Origin of the sequence: Hyunsoonleella rubra (genome assembly GCF_042684665.1) — a bacterium.
GTDB classification, from domain to species: Bacteria; Bacteroidota; Bacteroidia; order Flavobacteriales; family Flavobacteriaceae; genus Jejuia; species Jejuia rubra.
Genome location: NZ_JBHULY010000005.1, coordinates 754,971 through 772,777, shown reverse-complemented (window position 1 = coordinate 772,777; position 17,807 = coordinate 754,971). Strand labels below are relative to the sequence as shown.

19 protein-coding genes are annotated in these 17,807 nt (G+C 38.6%); 4 read left to right on the top strand and 15 right to left on the bottom strand.

Going from position 1 to position 17,807, the window contains the following annotated elements; translation table 11 throughout:
• Positions 1-72 precede the first annotated feature (72 nt).
• The 4 genes from hemL to ACFSR8_RS04155 all read right to left on the bottom strand — a co-directional run bounded on the left by hemL (position 73) and on the right by ACFSR8_RS04155 (position 3,567).
• Positions 73-1,359, bottom strand: coding sequence for a glutamate-1-semialdehyde 2,1-aminomutase (gene hemL, locus ACFSR8_RS04170; protein ID WP_380289311.1), 1,287 nt, complete (start codon positions 1,357-1,359; stop codon positions 73-75).
• Between the two features lie 7 nt (positions 1,360-1,366).
• Entirely contained in the window at positions 1,367-2,161 is a 795-nt protein-coding gene (locus ACFSR8_RS04165) for a glucosaminidase domain-containing protein (RefSeq protein WP_380289309.1), read from the bottom strand.
• Positions 2,162-3,115, bottom strand: coding sequence for a 1-aminocyclopropane-1-carboxylate deaminase/D-cysteine desulfhydrase (locus ACFSR8_RS04160; protein ID WP_380289307.1), 954 nt, complete (start codon positions 3,113-3,115; stop codon positions 2,162-2,164). It abuts the gene before it with no gap.
• A 128-nt stretch (positions 3,116-3,243) separates the two neighbouring features.
• Entirely contained in the window at positions 3,244-3,567 is a 324-nt protein-coding gene (locus ACFSR8_RS04155; RefSeq protein ID WP_380289305.1) for a hypothetical protein, read from the bottom strand.
• A 76-nt stretch (positions 3,568-3,643) separates the two neighbouring features.
• On the opposite strand from ACFSR8_RS04155, the gene ACFSR8_RS04150 reads away from it, so the two are divergent.
• A complete protein-coding gene (locus ACFSR8_RS04150) occupies positions 3,644-3,796 on the top strand; it encodes a DUF5522 domain-containing protein (RefSeq protein WP_380289303.1) in 153 nt (50 codons plus the stop codon).
• 126 nt (positions 3,797-3,922) lie between these two features.
• A complete protein-coding gene (locus ACFSR8_RS04145) occupies positions 3,923-4,501 on the top strand; it encodes a DUF4136 domain-containing protein (RefSeq protein WP_380289301.1) in 579 nt (192 codons plus the stop codon).
• Between the two features lie 69 nt (positions 4,502-4,570).
• On the opposite strand, the gene ACFSR8_RS04140 is transcribed toward ACFSR8_RS04145, so the two are convergent.
• On the bottom strand, positions 4,571-4,900 hold the full coding sequence (locus tag ACFSR8_RS04140) for a thermonuclease family protein (RefSeq protein ID WP_186560016.1): 330 nt from the start codon (positions 4,898-4,900) through the stop codon (positions 4,571-4,573).
• A gap of 18 nt (positions 4,901-4,918) precedes the next feature.
• Positions 4,919-6,022 carry a bestrophin family protein gene (locus tag ACFSR8_RS04135; protein WP_380289299.1) on the bottom strand — a complete coding sequence of 368 codons (1,104 nt, stop codon included), beginning with the start codon at positions 6,020-6,022 and terminating at the stop codon, positions 4,919-4,921.
• A 156-nt stretch (positions 6,023-6,178) separates the two neighbouring features.
• Here ACFSR8_RS04135 and ACFSR8_RS04130 point away from each other — a divergent pair, with 156 nt between their 5' ends.
• Positions 6,179-7,936, top strand: coding sequence for an aromatic amino acid hydroxylase (locus ACFSR8_RS04130; protein ID WP_380289297.1), 1,758 nt, complete (start codon positions 6,179-6,181; stop codon positions 7,934-7,936).
• Between the two features lie 136 nt (positions 7,937-8,072).
• Here ACFSR8_RS04130 and ACFSR8_RS04125 read toward each other — a convergent pair whose 3' ends face one another.
• The gene (locus ACFSR8_RS04125) at positions 8,073-8,822 is read right to left on the bottom strand and encodes an enoyl-CoA hydratase/isomerase family protein (protein ID WP_380289295.1); all 750 of its coding nucleotides are present in this window, start codon (positions 8,820-8,822) and stop codon (positions 8,073-8,075) included.
• Between the two features lie 108 nt (positions 8,823-8,930).
• On the opposite strand from ACFSR8_RS04125, the gene ACFSR8_RS04120 reads away from it, so the two are divergent.
• A complete protein-coding gene (locus tag ACFSR8_RS04120) occupies positions 8,931-9,239 on the top strand; it encodes a rhodanese-like domain-containing protein (protein WP_380289293.1) in 309 nt (102 codons plus the stop codon).
• Here ACFSR8_RS04120 and ACFSR8_RS04115 read toward each other — a convergent pair.
• From ACFSR8_RS04115 to ACFSR8_RS04080, 8 genes are all read right to left on the bottom strand, one after another.
• The gene (locus ACFSR8_RS04115) at positions 9,229-9,843 is read right to left on the bottom strand and encodes a DUF4230 domain-containing protein (RefSeq protein WP_380289291.1); all 615 of its coding nucleotides are present in this window, start codon (positions 9,841-9,843) and stop codon (positions 9,229-9,231) included. The genes ACFSR8_RS04120 and ACFSR8_RS04115 overlap by 11 nt on opposite strands.
• Before the next feature lie 176 nt (positions 9,844-10,019).
• On the bottom strand, positions 10,020-10,670 hold the full coding sequence (locus ACFSR8_RS04110) for a response regulator (protein WP_380289289.1): 651 nt from the start codon (positions 10,668-10,670) through the stop codon (positions 10,020-10,022).
• Positions 10,671-10,736: 66 nt separating this feature from the next.
• A complete protein-coding gene (locus tag ACFSR8_RS04105) occupies positions 10,737-12,578 on the bottom strand; it encodes a sensor histidine kinase (protein ID WP_380289287.1) in 1,842 nt (613 codons plus the stop codon).
• A 33-nt stretch (positions 12,579-12,611) separates the two neighbouring features.
• Entirely contained in the window at positions 12,612-14,513 is a 1,902-nt protein-coding gene (locus ACFSR8_RS04100) for a tetratricopeptide repeat-containing sensor histidine kinase (protein WP_380289285.1), read from the bottom strand.
• 63 nt (positions 14,514-14,576) lie between these two features.
• Positions 14,577-14,855, bottom strand: a complete 279-nt coding sequence (locus ACFSR8_RS04095; RefSeq protein ID WP_380289283.1) for a hypothetical protein — start codon at positions 14,853-14,855, stop codon at positions 14,577-14,579.
• A 235-nt stretch (positions 14,856-15,090) separates the two neighbouring features.
• On the bottom strand, positions 15,091-16,074 hold the full coding sequence (locus ACFSR8_RS04090) for a hypothetical protein (protein ID WP_380289282.1): 984 nt from the start codon (positions 16,072-16,074) through the stop codon (positions 15,091-15,093).
• A gap of 72 nt (positions 16,075-16,146) precedes the next feature.
• On the bottom strand, positions 16,147-16,689 hold the full coding sequence (locus tag ACFSR8_RS04085) for a DUF6252 family protein (RefSeq protein WP_380289280.1): 543 nt from the start codon (positions 16,687-16,689) through the stop codon (positions 16,147-16,149).
• A 127-nt stretch (positions 16,690-16,816) separates the two neighbouring features.
• A complete protein-coding gene (locus ACFSR8_RS04080; RefSeq protein WP_380289278.1) occupies positions 16,817-17,782 on the bottom strand; it encodes a GSCFA domain-containing protein in 966 nt (321 codons plus the stop codon).
• Between the last annotated feature and the right edge of the window lie 25 nt (positions 17,783-17,807).

Genomic DNA, 17,807 nt, shown 5'->3' with positions numbered 1-17,807 from the left:
GATTGATGATTTAGTTTAGTGATTTTTATTATAGTTAAAACGAAGAACGCCTCCGGTATTGGAGGCGTTTTTTTATAAAGTCTGCGCCACCTTATCGACAGCTTTAATCGTAAAATCTAAATCTTCATAGGTTAGTGCATCGGTGATGAACCAAGTTTCAAATGCGCTTGGGGCGATATATACGCCTTCTTTGAGCATTCCGTGGAAAAAGGCTTTAAATGTAGCGTTGTTGCCTTTAGCCGATGAATTAAAATCGGTTACTTCACCTTCAGAAAAATGTACCGAAATCATGGACCCCACGCGATTTATGGTATGTGTAATTTTATTATCGTTCAAAACTTTTGCCATCCCTTTATGCAGATACTCCGTCTTTTCAGCTAAACGGTTGAAGATTTCTGAATCATTATTCAGCGCTGTCAACATCGCCAAACCTGCTGCCATAGCCAACGGATTACCACTTAGAGTACCTGCTTGATACACTGGACCCAATGGTGCCAAATGATTCATAATTTCGTTTCTGGCCGCAAAGGCTCCCACGGGAAGCCCGCCACCGATGACTTTCCCAAAGCAAACGATATCGGCATTAATGTTGAACAATTGTTGTGCTCCACCTTTTGCCAATCTGAACCCTGTCATGACTTCGTCAAATACCAATAAAATCCTATTTGTGTCACATAATTGCCGAAGCGCTTCCAAAAACCCTTCTTTAGGGGGAATACATCCCATATTTCCAGCAACGGGCTCAATAATAATACAAGCAATTTCATTCGGATTGGATGCAATCAGGGCCTTTACATTTTCAATATCGTTGTAGTTCGCCAATAAAGTATCCTTGGCCGTGCCTTGGGTTACCCCAGGACTATTGGGCGTTCCGAAAGTACTGGCACCACTACCCGCCTGAATCAAAAACGAATCCGAATGCCCATGATAACAGCCTGCAAATTTTATGATTTTATCTCGACCTGTAAATCCCCGTGCCAAACGTACCGCGCTCATACAGGCTTCAGTACCTGAATTTACAAAACGGATTTTATCAATATTCGGGACCATGGAAACAGCCAATTCGGCAATTTTTGTTTCAATCTCGGTCGGCATTCCAAAGGAAGTGCCTTTTTTGGCCTTTTCAACTACGGCTTTCACCACAGGCTCAAAAGCATGCCCCAAAATCATCGGTCCCCAGGAATTAATGTAGTCTATCAATCGATTACCATCTTCATCGTACAAATACGCACCCTTCGCCTCCTTCACAAAAATGGGAGTACCCCCCACGCCTTTAAACGCCCTTACAGGCGAATTCACACCTCCTGGAATCACCTTTTCCGCTTCGGCAAACAAGGCGCTACTTCGTTGATAAATCATTTGAAATTTATTTGGTTTTTATTTTAAGTACCTGCCCAATGGAAATGGTCGTACTCGTTAAATTATTTTGTTGTTGCAGTTCTTCAACACTAATATCGTGCAACCTGGAAATGGAATACAAGGTATCTCCTTTTGCTACAACATGGATCGTCTCTTTAAAATTTTCTTTTCTTGAAACTGTTGCACCCAACACCTCATCGTCGTATTTGTATAATTTGTAACGCTCTATCAAACTAATCAACTTTTGAGGATACTTTCGATCCGTGGCATAACCGGCCGCTTTTAAACCCTTTGCCCAAGCCTTATAATTACGGACATTTAAATCGAAAAGACTAGCGTATCGTTTTCTTGTGGTTAAAAACAAGGAATGGTCTCTGTACGAATATTTGGCATGGTTGTACTTTCGGAAGCACTCTCCTTTTTTATTATCATCGTGATAGATTTTAGCTCCTGACCACGTATGGCACTTGATACCGAAATGATTATTTGCTTGCACTGAAAGCCTACCTTTCCCTGAAGCAGATTCCAAAATCCCCTGCGCCAAAGTGATACTTGCCGGGATGTTATACAATGTCATTTCCTTTTGGGCAATGGATTTATAGGTTTCGATGTAACGTTCGGTCGCACTTAGACTTGTATTGGAATTAATAGGATCGGTTTCCTTCTCAGGCTCCGATGATTTCTTTACTACTTTGACTTCCTCCGTCTCAGTTTTTTGCGATTTTTTGGTGACCACTGTTTTTTTTGAGCCACAACTAAACAACACAATTCCCAGAAGAAATATGACGACTATTCGTTTCATTTAAATTTCAATTAAAGGTAAATTCTTCGCTTTTAATACTTGGTTCATTCCTACGATACCTTGAAGACCTCCGGTATGAATTGCCAATATTTTTGAGCCCGCCGGAAAATATTGTTTTTTAATCAAATCCGAAATCCCAAACAGCATTTTACCAGTGTAAATAGGGTCTAACTGAATATTATTTTCCAATTTAAACTGATTGATGAAATCCACTAATTCGGCATTCACCTTGGCATAACCACCAAAATGATAATACCTTATTAACTCCCAGTTAGTCTTCCACACAAATTTACTAATATCATCTTGCAAAAACGCCCCTTTTAAGGCAGGAAATCCCAAAACTTGTTGACTAGGTTTTGAACAATTTATAAGGCCGGATATAGTGCCTCCAGTGCCTACCGGACAGCAAATAAAATCGAAATTATCATCAGCGTCTCTCAATATTTCCTCGCAACCTTTTACCGCAAGCACGTTTGTCCCTCCCTCAGGAATCAAATAAAAATTATTGAACTGAGATTTCAATTCGGTCAAAAATCTTTCGGAGGTTTTCTCTCGATAGGTTTGCCGAGACACAAACTTAAATCGCATTCCGTTCTGTCTCGCAAAACTTAAAGTGGGATTAGAATCAATTTTTGCACTCAACTCCTCCCCGCGAATCACTCCAATGGCTTTGAATCCTAATATTTGGCCAGCCAAAGCTACGGAGGCTATATGGTTTGAAAAAGCACCACCAAAGGTCAGCAGCGTATCGAAGCCCAGCTTTTCGGCTTCTTTTAAATTGTATTTTAACTTTCGATACTTATTTCCAGACACGAAAGCATGCAATTCATCTTCCCGTTTGATGTATAATTCTACATCGGATTGAAAAGGAAGAAAAATCTTTTGATTTCTGGTATGCTCAAACTCAAAATTCACCGTTTGCGAAGATATAGCTAAATCAACACAAAATAACATGAATCTTTTGACTAAAAAACCAAATTTCATCGTTAAAAATCATCGCCATAACAAAGGCTATGTCTCAAATTTTTGCCTTGAACTTTGATTTTTTTTCCTTAAAATCTTCGATGCCATTTTATATCAATTTAGCTATACTTCAAAAATCGCCAAAATGACCTTTTTTTTAAATACTTCAAATCCTTTTCATTGGAATATGCCTCTCTTTCAAAAGAAATATTAAGATAGGCCCTGTGCCAATTTTTGAATTGTATCAATCTTATCAAAAATTCGATGCCGTACCAAATGTAAAACGGTAACACCAATAACTCTAGCTGTTGCCTCAAATGGATTTTCTCGTGATTGATCAAAGTGGCGCTAAATTTCAATTCCTTTCGGTGTAAAAAAATGAAGGGGAAAATCGAAATACCATTATAGCCTTTGGGCACTATGTATTTTGAAATCAATATCATATTTAACAGAGGTCAAAAACCAAACCACAAAATAATTCTTTAATTTTAAATATCTTTGTTAGGCTGAAAAAGAGATATGAAAAAGATTGTCCCCATTGAAGAAGGTGATTATTACTTAACCCCCGAAGGCTATCGGTGTTTTACCGAGCGGTACCATTTAAAGCGTGGTTACTGTTGTGAAAGTGGCTGCAGACATTGCCCGTATGGTTACGACCCTTCGACCTCCTGACCATCTGGTAGGCAACCGCTCAGGACAGGCAAAAAGAGGAATTGAATAAAAACATATGAAAACCCCTAAAAATCAAGGTTTATGGTATGATTCTTGATACTTTTTAGTTTATAAAATATCCTAGCTATGAAAAAAATATTTAAAACTTTACCGCTTATTGTCCTTTTGATTGTTGCAACCTCCTGTTCCTCTGTTCGTGTTTCTACGGACTACGATAAAAAGGCAGATTTCAGTAATTTTAAAACGTTTGCCTTTTTTAAAACAGGCATTGACAAAGCTGAAATTAATGACATTGACAAACGCCGTATTCTGCGGGCCATTCAGGATGAATTGATGGCCAAAGGCTTTACCAAATCCGAAGACCCAGATATCCTTATTAGCATTTTCACCAAATCGAACCAACGCGTTGACGTTTACAACAACGCTTGGGGCGCTGGCGCCTGGGGTTGGGGCGGATGGGGCCCTTGGGGCTGGGGAGGCTGGGGCTGGGGTCCTGGCTGGGGTTGGGGCTGGAACCAACCAGCTGTGTCTACACGTACCGAAGGCGTATTGTTTGTTGACCTGATCAATGCAAAGAAAAAAGAATTAATCTGGCAAGGTATGGGCAAAGGCTTTTTAGCTAGCAAGCCTGAGAAAAAAGAAGAACGTATCAGGGAATTTGTGGCCAAAATTATGGAGCAATATCCTCCTGGGACGGAGAAATAAAAACCTATCTTAATAAAAGAAAAAGGTACAAGAAAGAGGGCGATTGCCCTCTTTTTCTTTTAAAACCATTCATGGAAAATATGGCTCCGCGTGTCCATTGTCCACCAACCATTGGTTAAAGTCTAGTCCATTGTCAAGGATAATATTGGCTAAATAGCGCCCGTATTTCCCCTGTTTATCCTTGTAAGAACGAATAGTGACCTCCTTATCCAAAATCATGTCCCTAACAATATCCCTAACTATTTTTCCCTGCTCCTTCTCTGCTCCCCGTAATTCTGGAGTGTCAATACCATAAAGGCGCAATTTCATTTCCTGAAAGTGCAGAAATCCTAAATCCACAACCGCCGTAACAGTGTCGCCATCATAAACGTCGATAATTTTTGCTTTGTACGTGTACATATCTCAATAATTTTTTGGCTACATTACTATATCATTTTCCCATTTATAAGGTTCTGGGATATCCGTGTCGTCAATCAACTGACGGATATCTATTTCAATACCCCGGCTCATATCGGTAATTGGCACATCATTGGGCCCACCCTCAAATGGGTTTTCGGTATTTTCACCAATAGCTTCCATCGTATGGAACACCCAGGCAATCAAGGCACTGAACGGCACCGAAAACCAAACAAAATGCTCTGCTATAAATTCTTGAATGCGATGCGTAAAGGATGTGTGGGATTTATGTGTCATCAAATCTTCTAAAATATGATCACCGATACCCTCAAAACCTTCCATAATTCCAAAAGGTAACAAAATGATGAATACCCAGACAAAAAGGTAGTTCAATGTGGCAAACTGCCTAGGGTACGGAAAGTTCTTGATACGTTCCGATTTTCCTTGGAGCGTGTAAAATTCCACCAACATATTGGTCATTTCCATATGTCTGAAATCCTCTATTAATCCTTCGTCCATCAATTCCTTTAAACGTCTGGACTGAATACCCAGCAATTGGGAGGCTTGATTTCCCTTGGAAAAAATAGCATTGAAATCTTCCTCAGAAATATAATCCCGTATCGCATTCTCGACAATAATTTCATCCTCACACACCCGAAAATAATTGCTTCGGAATTCCTGGTTGGATTTACCTGTTTTCAGATGCATTTCCCATGGCTTGTCCTTGCGCAATTGATAGCGCAGGGCTGTTAGCCATGCCACGTGGCGATGGACCAGTTCACGCTTTATAGCCTGCAGTTCGATTTCCGTACGTGGTTTTTTCGCATGGGTATTAGTTATGAAATCTTTCACCATAATGGTCCACGAGCGAGATGCATTTACGATACCGCCCCAGATCTTTCTGGCTTCCCAAAGGCGATCATATGAGGCATTGTTTTTAAAACTAACAATAAATGCCACTGCGGTACCTAAAACGCCCAGGGGCAACCAAGGCACGTGCAACCACTTCAACCCAAACAAATCAAACAATACTACTGGGATTAAGGCAATTAATAAGAATAGAAAAATATGCCTTCGTGTCCATTTTAAAACTCCCCTTATGGGAAATATGCGTCTTGTATACATGTCGATTCAAATTATGCGTTCTAAATATATCGAAATCTTTAATAGGATGTCGACCCAATTTAATTCGAAGTACTTAAATTGAAAGAAACGTTAAAAAATAGCTATTTTGATGAATTATTCGTATTTTTAAATGCTATTTCAATACAAAAATTAACAATGTCGAATTCTTTTGAATCCAACGAAATATTACGAAAGTTACCAGAACACCTAAAGCAGTTTATCAAACCTCAAAATTATGAGGACTATTCTGCTATCGACCAAGCGGTTTGGCGCTATGTGATGCGCAAAAACGTAGACTTTTTGAGCAAAGTGGCTCACCATTCCTATTTGGACGGCTTAAAGCAGACCGGGATTTCCATCGAAAGTATCCCGAACATGTATGGCATGAACCGTATTTTAAAAGACATTGGATGGGCTGCTGTGGCCGTTGATGGTTTTATTCCACCCAATGCCTTTATGGAATTTCAGGCCTATAATGTTCTTGTAATCGCTAGTGATATTCGACAGTTGGAACACATTGAATATACGCCTGCCCCAGACATCATTCACGAAGGTGCTGGGCACGCGCCTATCATTGCCAATCCAGAGTATGCAGAGTATTTGAGGCGTTTTGGTGAAATTGGATGCAAAGCCATTTCCTCAGCAAAGGATTATGAATTATATGAAGCCGTAAGGCATCTGTCCATCATTAAAGAGGCTCCGAATTCGGCGGAAGAAGCTATTAATAAAGCAGAACAAAAGGTTGAAGAGCTTCAACAAAATATGGGCGAGCCCAGTGAAATGGCGTTGATTAGAAACCTGCATTGGTGGACGGTGGAATATGGTTTAATCGGCAGGGTTGAAAACCCGAAAATATACGGCGCAGGCTTATTGTCCTCCATCGGCGAAAGCGCGTGGTGTATGACCGACGAGGTGAAAAAACTACCTTATGACATTAATGCGACATACAAAGATTTTGATATTACAAAACCCCAACCCCAATTATTCGTCACACCAGATTTTGCACATTTGAGTTTGATTTTAGAAGAATTCGCGAATACCATGGCCCTACGTAAAGGTGGACTGTCGGGGGTTCAAAAATTAATTGATTCCAAAGCCTTGGGAACAGTCGAATTGAGTACGGGGATTCAAATATCGGGTATTTTTACAGATGTAATTGCACATGAGAACAAACCAATATACGTCCAAACTATGGGCAAAACGGCATTGGCTTATCGCGAAAAAGAATTAGTAGGGCACGGCACTGACACCCACGAAAAAGGTTTTGGTTCCCCTATCGGAAAACTGAAAGGCATCAATATTGCGATTGAAGATATGAGCCCGCGGGATTTATCGGCATACAACATTTATGAAGAAAAAACGGTTACCCTAGAATTTGAGGGTGGTGTTACCGTTTCTGGTGAAATCATTACTGGCAAACGCAATCTTCAAGGGAAAATTATTTTGATCAGTTTTAAAAATTGTACCGTTAAACATAACGACACTGTGCTTTTTAAACCCGAATGGGGCGTTTATGATATGGCCGTTGGGAAAGATATTGTTTCGGCATTTTCTGGGCCGGCGGACTTAAACAGCTTTGATTTGATTACCCACGTGCCTTCCACCCAAACTATTCATGTTAAAAAATCTAAAGAAAGATTGGAACTGGAAGCCCTGTACCAACAGGTACGTGATTACCGGGAAGGCAAAAACAGAACCATTTCCCGAACCAAAGTTTTGGAGGCATTGATGGAAAACCACCCCAACGATTGGCTATTGCCCGTTGAACTTTATGAGTTGGCGGTACTAGGCAACGAAAATGAATTGGCTACCAAAATTTTAAAGCATTTGGAAGCCATCAAACAGAACAAACCTGAATTTGGGCATTTGATTGATGATGGGTTGGGGATTGTAAATTCTGGAATAGAAGCTTAGTTTTAATGTCTCCCTGAACTTGCTTGTGCTGAATTTACTTCAGTATTTCAGGATCATTGCTAAAATGAGCTAGTGAGGTTCTGAAACAAGACTTCGACTGCGCTCAGTCTGACAGCAAAGAATGACAGAAATGTTTTCACCTAAACCGCTTCAAAGTTTTCTTAGTAAACTTACTCAAAACCAGCTTTCCACTAATTTCAGCACGTTGTTCTAAAAGTTTATCCCAGTTTTCGGTGCCTTTCCAAAAAACTTTTTTCATTTCTGATAATGCCTCCGGATTATAACCTGCTAGTTTTTCGGCCAAAATTTTTACGGCAATATCTAGATCTTCGGTAGTTTCAAAAACATCCGAAAATAGGCCTTTTTCTTTTGCAAAATTGGCGTCATAAAAGGTTTCGGCATCAATCGTCATTTGAGACATCGCCGGAGTTCCAATTTTTCTTGACACGGCCGGTTCAATCACGAATGGCCCGATACCGATACTTAATTCACTCAGTTTTATCGAAGCAAATTTCGAAGCCAAACAATAATCCGTGGCAGACGCCAAACCTAAACCGCCCCCGACAGCCTTGCCCTGAACTCTGCCAATAATCAATTTTGAGCATTTACGCATGGCATTAATCACATTGGCAAACCCCAAAAAAAACTGCTTCCCGGTTTCAGCATCTTCAATGGCAATCAATTCGTTAAAGCTTGCTCCCGCACAAAAGGTGCGGTCGCCACCACTCTTTAGAACGATCACTTTTACGGCATCATTAACTCCAGCCTCAACAATGGTTTTTTCCAATTCAGATAAAACAGTACTTGGCATGGAGTTTCGATTAGGGTGAAAAAACTCAACATAACCAATATGGTTTTCAATAGTCAACGTAACATAGGGTTCCATGACGACAGCTTTAATTTTAGCGGAATATACATAAAATAAAACGCATTTGAGCCCTTAATTCCATCAACAAATGGTAAAAAATTGACTAACTTTATAAAAATTTAAGCCGTGGGCATTTTACGTTTTTTTTACAAGAGAAACTCTCGGAAAATCACGGAATTCCTAAAGCGGGACGCCGTAATTTTAGATGTGAGGACACAACTGGAATGGGAGGAAGTGCATCTTACCGACGCCATTAATATCCCCTTGAGTGACTTGAAGGATAATATTGAACACCTTAAAGCAATGAATAAACCCATAGTGGCACATTGTAAAAGTGGTTTGCGGTCCGCAAGGGCTGTTAAACTCTTAAAATTTTATAAGATTGAGGCCGTAAACGGTGGCGGGATAGCAGATTTGCAACTGCTTATAAATTGATATCTTCCCAATCCTCGTGATTGGTTATTGGCGTATCGTCGTACTTTAAGGTCCAACCCAAGGAATTCGTCAGGATATAAAATTTGGCCAGTTCACTAATCAACCTGTTTTTCGCATTTTTCTTTAAATCCGATCTTTCAATTTTTTTGGCGAGAGACCCCTTTACAGCTTTATTAATAGCATTATAATCTTTGGCTTCAAAAGGGTTAAGATAATCGGCCTGCACATCATAATATTCCAAATCCGGGTTTATTTTTACTTCCTCTTCAGGGATATTGGTAATAGTAAGCGTTTTGGTGGTTTCATCGATTTCGAATTCGATTTTGCTCAAATCGTATGCTATGGTCACCTCAGCATTTACTACCACCAAAGCCTTCTTTTCCGCAGATAATAAATCGCCAAAAACGCCCTTTGAGTTTTCGTAGTTGAATACCTCGCTAAAATGCCCTTCGGTGACCACCAACTTCCCAACATTATTAACTTGCTCCTGAATTAAAGTGGAACTTTCCCGTAAAACGAGTTGATCTTCCTTTTTGTTATCACAGTATTTATAGGTGAAGAGCACAATCAATGTAATCACCACGCCAAACAGAATTTTTCGCATGCCCTAATTTAGAAATATTTTGAGAACTTGATGTAGGGCAGTGGTATTTGGGCATAAAAAAACATCAGTTTCCTTCGACTTTGAAGTCTAACTAATGCATCTATGTTATTTCAAAATAACAGTACAAATATAAATAGATTTGACAAGTGGGATATTAACTCAAGGTTAAACAATCATTAAATCAAGTTATTTCGCTTGGCTTTTTGAACGGCTTCCAGTTTGTTGTGTACTTGCAACTTTTTATAAATGTTCTCGATATGTTTTCGGATAGTTCCGGTGGATAAAATCAAATTATCGGCAATGGCGTTGTAACTCAATCCTTTGCTTAAGTGCTCTAAAACTTCTGTTTCCCTTACCGTTAGAGTAATGTCCTCTTTATCCTGTTGGTTTTGAATTTCAATAGGGTTTCGCAACAATTTTAGGGTTTTCATGGCAATGGAGGGATTCATGGCGGCACCGCCATTTAAGGTTTCAACGATCCCATCGTGCAAATCCTTAGGATTGACTTCCTTTAACAGGTAACCATCTGCTCCGGCTTTTATGGCATTAAAAATATTTTCATCGTTATCAAAAACCGTGAGCATTATGATTTTGATATGTGGATACTTTTTTTTGACAATTTCAGTGGCTTCAATGCCGTTAAGTACGGGCATTTCAATATCCATTAAAATGACATCCAAATTATGATTGTCCCCTAGTTTTTCCAATAAATCGGAACCATTCATCGCTGAAAACTTCACATCAATATCCTCAAAAAAAGACAGCTTTTCCTTTACCGCGGTGATTAAAAACGAATTGTCGTCTGCTATGGCAGTTTTAATGTTCATCTAAAATGTTTATTTCTGTAAAAATGACGATTTTATTGTTCACTTAAAATACGTAAAATTTCGTATTTAGTAATCGACCACTAAGTGGATATTTGTGCCCTTATCCACTTTACTTTCAATATTGACAGTTGCCCCGATTTCTTTTGCACGTTTTTTAATGTTGTTCAATCCGTTTCCATTTTCCACAGCTTGTAAATCAAAGCCTTTTCCATCATCGCAAATTTGGATTTTGATACTCTCACCAGCGTTCGAAATACTTACCGAAACCTGTTTCGCTTCTGCATATTTAAAGGCATTATTTATCGCTTCCTGAATGATGCGGTAAATATTCATCCCCTTTATTGCACCAAATTTGATATCTTTTGAAATAGAATTGTCAACCGAAAAACTAAACTCCGTTTTTTCAGAATGTGTATTCGCTTTTTCAACAAAATTTGAAATCCGCATCTGCAAGTCGTCCAATGAAATCTTATTTTTATTCATCGCCCAAATGGTATCCCTCAACTCGTAAATCGTTTCTTTTGCAAAGGCACTAATACTCTGCAACTTGGCCTTTAATTTGCTATCCGAAATTTTAAATCCGTATGGAAGGTTTTCAATGGAAGAAATGATGAAGGTGAGTTGTGCACCAATATTATCGTGTAAATCCCGTGAAATTTTCAAACGTTGTTCATACAGTTTCTTTTGATAGGCGATATTTTCCTGAATCAACAAATAATAGCGATGCGCCATGGCGATAGTAAGCACAAAAATCTCAAAGAAAATGACAAATTCCCATTCAATGGGGCTGTAACCCGACGTCAATTTCAAAGCCGTGAGCAAATAATGAATCACCACCAGCATCAATGGAAAATAGGCCACTACGAAGTAATAGGCCATAATTTCCTTTTTAAAACAAAGTTTAATGGCGATGGTATAAAAGCCAACGGTTACTATTAGCAACAATAATTTTGCCGAATAATAAGAGAGAGCATAAAACCATTCGAATCGTCTTAAAAATAATGCCACAACAAAAAATAAAAAGGTGAGCATCGCGATGCGCCCGATACCTTGGTGCAACTTTGGATAGTAGGTTTTCAAGTAAAAGAAATGCTTCAAATACTGCATGACGAAAAAGGCCTGAACCAAGGTAAACATCTCCAAAAAGTTGTTCCCGAAAAACAGGTATTTCTCAAAAAACAAGGGAGATACGAAATAACGCAACCCTAATAAATTGGCAAAAATTACTGCCACAAAACCGGCGTAATACAAATACAGCCTTTGCCTTGAGAAAAAGAACATGGCAATGGAAATAATAATCACCAAAACCGTAAAACCGGCAAAGAATATGAGATATGAACTACGGACTTTTATATCTTCTGAACGTTGTTCGTAACCTTTAGCAGTCCAAATTTTGTTTACCGTTCGAAAGGCTCCGTCATTAACCACAGCATGGACATAAAAGCTTAGGGTATCATGTTTTGGAATTTTAATCGGATAGGTGTAGGCATATTTATTAGATAGAAAAGAGGAATTATTATTGTTTTCAAAATGTAGCCCTCTTTTTGGAAAAGCTTGGATGATTTCCCTGTCTTTTAACACATAAAACTCCAAGGAATCAATATACGTTTGATTGAATTCGAATATAAAATCAGACTCTTCGGAATCATTTAAAACTTTAATTCTTATCCAGTTATAAGGATGGAATACCCCTGAATTTAAAAACGTCTTTTCTTCAAATTTAAATAATCCATCATCCTCCAAAACTTGATGGATACTCAGGGCATTTTCGCTTTCTCTAAAGGTATAATGCTTTGAAATCGTGTATTGGTCCAAGCTACCCGAAAGCACGTTGACATCCGAATTATTTTGGGAAATTAAAATTCCAATATAATTCAGACAGAACATAAAAAGAAAGATGTTCTTCAACGGAAACATGGGTTGGTTTATGGTGTTAACATTTTAGGTGTCTATGGTAAAGATAACGGAAGTTCCCGAACCTGGTTTAGAAACCAGTTTAAAATCAGCCCCTATATCCGATGCTCTTTTTTTCATATTGTTTAGTCCATTACCATGTTCGACCTTCTTCGGATCAAAGCCCTTGCCATCATCTTTTATTTTAACCAAAATCCCATCTTCATATTTTGAGACATTGACTGAAATATTCTCCGCACCCGCATATTTTATGGCATTATTAGTAGCCTCCTGGATCATCCTATAAATATTCATTCCCTTCACTGAGCTCAAAACACTAGATTTGGAAATCCCCTCATCCACCGTAAAATTGAAACGGGTAATGTCAGAATGAAGATTTGCCTTTTTAACAAAATTTGAAATGCGCGCCTCTAAATCTTCCAATGAAATTTCGCTTTTGTTCATGGCCCAAATGGTATCGCGCAATTCATAAATGGTGTCCTTTGTAAAGGCACTAATGCCGGATAATTTATTGGTTATTTTTTCATTTTTTGTTTTCAGTCCGTATTGCAAGTTCTCAATGGAGGAAATAATAAAAGTGAGCTGCGCCCCAATATTGTCGTGCAAGTCCCTTGATATCCTAAGTCGCTGTTCCTGTAGTCTATTTTGGGTTTCAATTTTAGCTAAAGCTTCTTTCAGCTCGCTTTCTTTTTGCAATTGCCTGTTTTTCAGTTTTTGTTGGCTATACACTAAATAACCCAAAACAGATAACAGAATAGCGACAATCACCAATCCAATCAATTGGGTGTTTTTTCGGTTTAAATCCAATTCCTTTTCAGCGATTTCAGTTCTTTGTGCAAGTATCTCTTTTTCTTTTTTCTCGGTTTGATATTTGGTTTCAAGCTCAAAAACGGCCTTTGTCTTGTTTTCTTCAAACAACTTTTCATTCCCAATACGATAGTTTTCAATTAAACCGTAAGCCTTTTTATAGTCCCCCAAACCAGAATATGCATTTCCCAAAATCCTGTAGGACTCCACCTCAAACTCAAGAAACCCTTTACCCATACTCAAAGTCAGGGCATCATCTGCCTGAACAATAGACTGCTTATATTTTTCCTCTTTTAAAAAACTTTTGGCCAAACCCAATTTGGCGCTGGCGTATTCATATAAATTGTCATCTTTTTGATAAAGGGACAAAGCCTCCCTATAGCTCCTCTGAGCTTCGGCAAAAAGATATAGACTGTCTTTCGCAACCGCAATATTGTGCACCATATAAGGTACATATCTGTGGTAGCCCAACTTAGTATACATCTCTTTGGCGCTTTGAGAATACACAATGGCGCTGTCAAACGCCTTTAAATTGATTAAAACCGAACCAATATTTCCCGATGTAATTACCTCACCAAAAGAGTAATCATGTTTTTGATAAATGGCCAACGCCCTTTTATAGTACCCCAAAGCCTTTTGATATTCCTTTTGCTTTTTGTAAGCAATACCAATATTGCTCAATACCAACGGTATTTTGTCAAAGGGAACATCTTCGGATTCGTAAATTTTTAATGCTTTGAAGTAGTTTTCCAAGGATTCCGAATAATCGCCTTTTAAATCATAAACAATACCTAAATTGTTATAAGAATCGGCCTGACCCTGCATGTCATTAGCCTCAAACTTTAACTTTAAACTTTTGTGATGGTAGACTAGCGCACTGTCTAATAGTCCTTTGTTTTCAAAACAATTTGCCAGACTGTTGTAACCATAGGCTAATTGTAGTTTTGAGCCATTTTCTTTTGAAAGTCGGATAGCTTCCCTGGCGTAATAAAAAGCGCTATCTAACTTGGAGTTTTTAAACTCCCATGAAAGATTGTTATAGATGCTGATTAAAGTATCTCCTTTTTTCTCCTTAGATAAATGTAGCAAATAGTCTAAATCTTTGCTTTTGGTCTGCGACATGGTGAGATTGCACAGAACGAGAGAGACAAGAATAAAAACGCGATGCATGGGTTAGCAAAAGTGTTACTTATCAAATATAATATTTTGAAGCGAAAGGACATCTTTTGTGATTTGAAACAGTTTATTCATATAAGCACTATGGGAATCATCCAACTCTGCAACCAATTGTGAATTTCTACCTTCGGAAAGCGCTACCCGTTTAATTTCATTTTGAAGTGACACCCTTCGGGCGTACCCTACTTTTGATAAGGCACTGAAGCAAAAACAGGTTTTCAATACAGCAACAACTAAAATCGCAATCAAAACAGCAATCCCAACGTTCACAACAAGATAAGGTTCCATCTTAGCGGAAATGAATTAAACAGAAAAGAAAATTAGTGGAAAAGAAAAAACACCAACCGTGTCCTTTTTGGAAAGAATCCCACGATCGATGTTTTCTGTATGAACTGATTAATAGCATTCTAAATCTAGTAATTAATGCGTGTTTTACTATCAATTTTTCGATGAAGCGTTATAAAAAAAGATTAAGCGCAATAATTGGATTATCACGCCCAATCACAAATCCCAACAACAAGATTTACTTCTTCCCAAGTACATACTTTTCAAGGGCACCCACATTGGCCCTCACAACAGCGTTGACGAGCTTGTATATATTTGGGTCTAAGCCTACGGCCTGCTTTCTTGTTTTTGTTTTGCCCTTTTTATTCTTGTACTCCACCTCCTCTATCAAGAATATGCCGCCATACGTTGGTTTTTTCTCGTAGGGGCTTACACCAAACTTAACACTAACCCCTTCATTGTAATCGCTATAAATGGTCTTTGTGCCACTGGCCGGGTTTTTGTACAAGATATCAGATTTTACATCTATCAGCTTATTTCCCACAACCGACATGCCTATTTCAACAACTAAAATAGCATCCAGTCCAAGTTGGTTAAAGAAGTCGTTTCTCTTTTTTACGGCCTTTGGAAACGAGCCAAAATATGGCAATGTCATATTTCTGTAGCCCACTACTGGCCCTGAATTACCTTGGCCGGTTAGTCCAGAAAACGCCTTGACCCCCTTCAATTTTTTCAACTCGTAATTATGGTATAAATCTGCCTTTTCTTTATTATCCAAGTAGTCTTGGATTTCAAGTAGTTCCATGCCCTTGTCCTTAAAGGTGCTTTTCATGGTTTCAATAGTACTGTCGTAAATTTCATTGGCTACGGCACTTGCACCTTCCTTGGTTGCTTTTGATGTGGTTCTAACGGTAGTGTACCCGTAACTGGTTGAAGTGGATTTACTTTGGTCCGATACCACAAAGGCCAGTATGCCCACCCGTTTTGGCATAACATAGTCGCTTTCTGAAGCAAAGCCTTTTTTAATTTGCCATTTGCGAATTGGGCCTGTAGCTCCAGAATATACAAAAGCCTTACTGTACATTTTATTGGGGTTATCCAATAATTTTTGAAGGTTTTTGGATTGTGCCGATAAATTTATACTCGACCCAAAGGCCAGAGCAATCATTAATACGGCAAGAACTACTCTTTTTTTCCCGGTTGCATGTTTTAAATATCCCATTGTTCAGTTTGTTTCTGTTAATAATAACAGTGAAGTAGCACTTAACTAGCGCCACTTCACTTCTACAAAAATCTATGTGGTTTGCTTAGATAGATTGAACGAGCCTTCGGTGATATTTTTTACAGAACCATCGCCGTTAACATTTTTACCCATAAAACTGAATGTGCCTTTTACATGGGTGTCGGTTTCCTCCGAAACGGACACGGAACCAACTTCAGTATCATCATAAGGCGCTTGCCAAATTTCGGTTGTTGATGCCGTAGGGTTACTAAGATTTACGTTTGTTTCGGTATAGGATGCAGTATTGGTAACAGCAATATCAGCACCTGTCAGTTTATAGGTCCCTTCCCCCGTGTAGCCAAATATGGTAAAGGCAAATGCGTTGCCATCACTATTGGAGGCAATTATAATAAGGTTTTTTGTCCCGCCTGCATTTGCTACTGTAGCTGAGGACGAAATTTCCATGGATTGAAATGAAGTCCCGTCTACCTTTGCCACTAAAGTTCCTGAGCCCGCATTGGATGGGCCTCCGCCGTCATCATTGTTTGAACACGATGTAAATGTTAGTAATGATCCCACCATTACGAATAACATGATTTGTTTTAAATTTCTCATTGTTGAATAATTTTATTGATTAATAACATTACAAAGTTGCCACAATGCGCAAGGGCAAACAATACGACGAATTGCGTATATTTTGAATTACGATGTACGATTTTCGATTTACGGCTGTAATAAACCTTTAGAATTTAATATGCGGAACTTGTTTTGCAACTATTCCCTTTTGAGCCTCCAATGTTTGAAGAAATTTTTGATGGGCTTCTGAATGCGGGTTGAAGGGTTTATGTTGAAGTCCCCTTTGAATTGTATCTACGGCTTCCATAGTTTGAAAACTATCTTCGGATATCCAAACGGATTTGAAGCGTTCCCAAATATAATCGATTGCGGTTTGATTGGGATGAATCATATCCTCGGCGTAAAAACGGTAATCACGAAGTTCGTCCATCATGATTTCGTAGGAGGGGAAGTACGTTTCGACTCCGCTCAACGACCGATTGCTACTATTCAAAAATTGATGAATCGCACTTATTAAATGCGACTTACTTAGCGTATTCTCCACAAAACCATCCCTTAGGTGACGCACTGGTGACACCGTAAAAATTATGGTGGCTATTGGATTGACACTTTTAATTAAATCAATAATATTTTGAAGGGATTCAAAAATTGAATCAATTGAAACCAATTCTTTTTGAAATTGCTTCTGAGGCACTTTATGACAATTGGCAACGATGCTATCAGAATCCTGATGCCTGTAAACCCATGCTGTTCCGAGGGTAATAATTATATGTTTGGATTTGTTAAGTTGCTGGGCTGTTAAGTCGATTTGACGGTTTAATTGGTTTAACAAATCTTCTTTTGCGGTCCTGCTTAATTTTGAATGTGCGTCAAAACTATGCCATTGCTCGTTATGAAAAAACACATCGCTATCTTTATATACTTTTTGGCGGACCGCATTTTCAATAAGCGTTTCAATTGCCTTTGGATTGAATAAAATACCGAAAGGGTTTCGGGTGTTTTGGAATTTGAAATAGCCCAGTTTTTCACCAATATTTTCTGAAAAACAGGAACCGATTAGTAGAATATTAGATTCGTAGTCAATTAGATTATTAGACTTCTTGGAAAATGATATTTTGGTCTGAAGGTTCATTTATGAGACCCTGAAACAAGTTCAG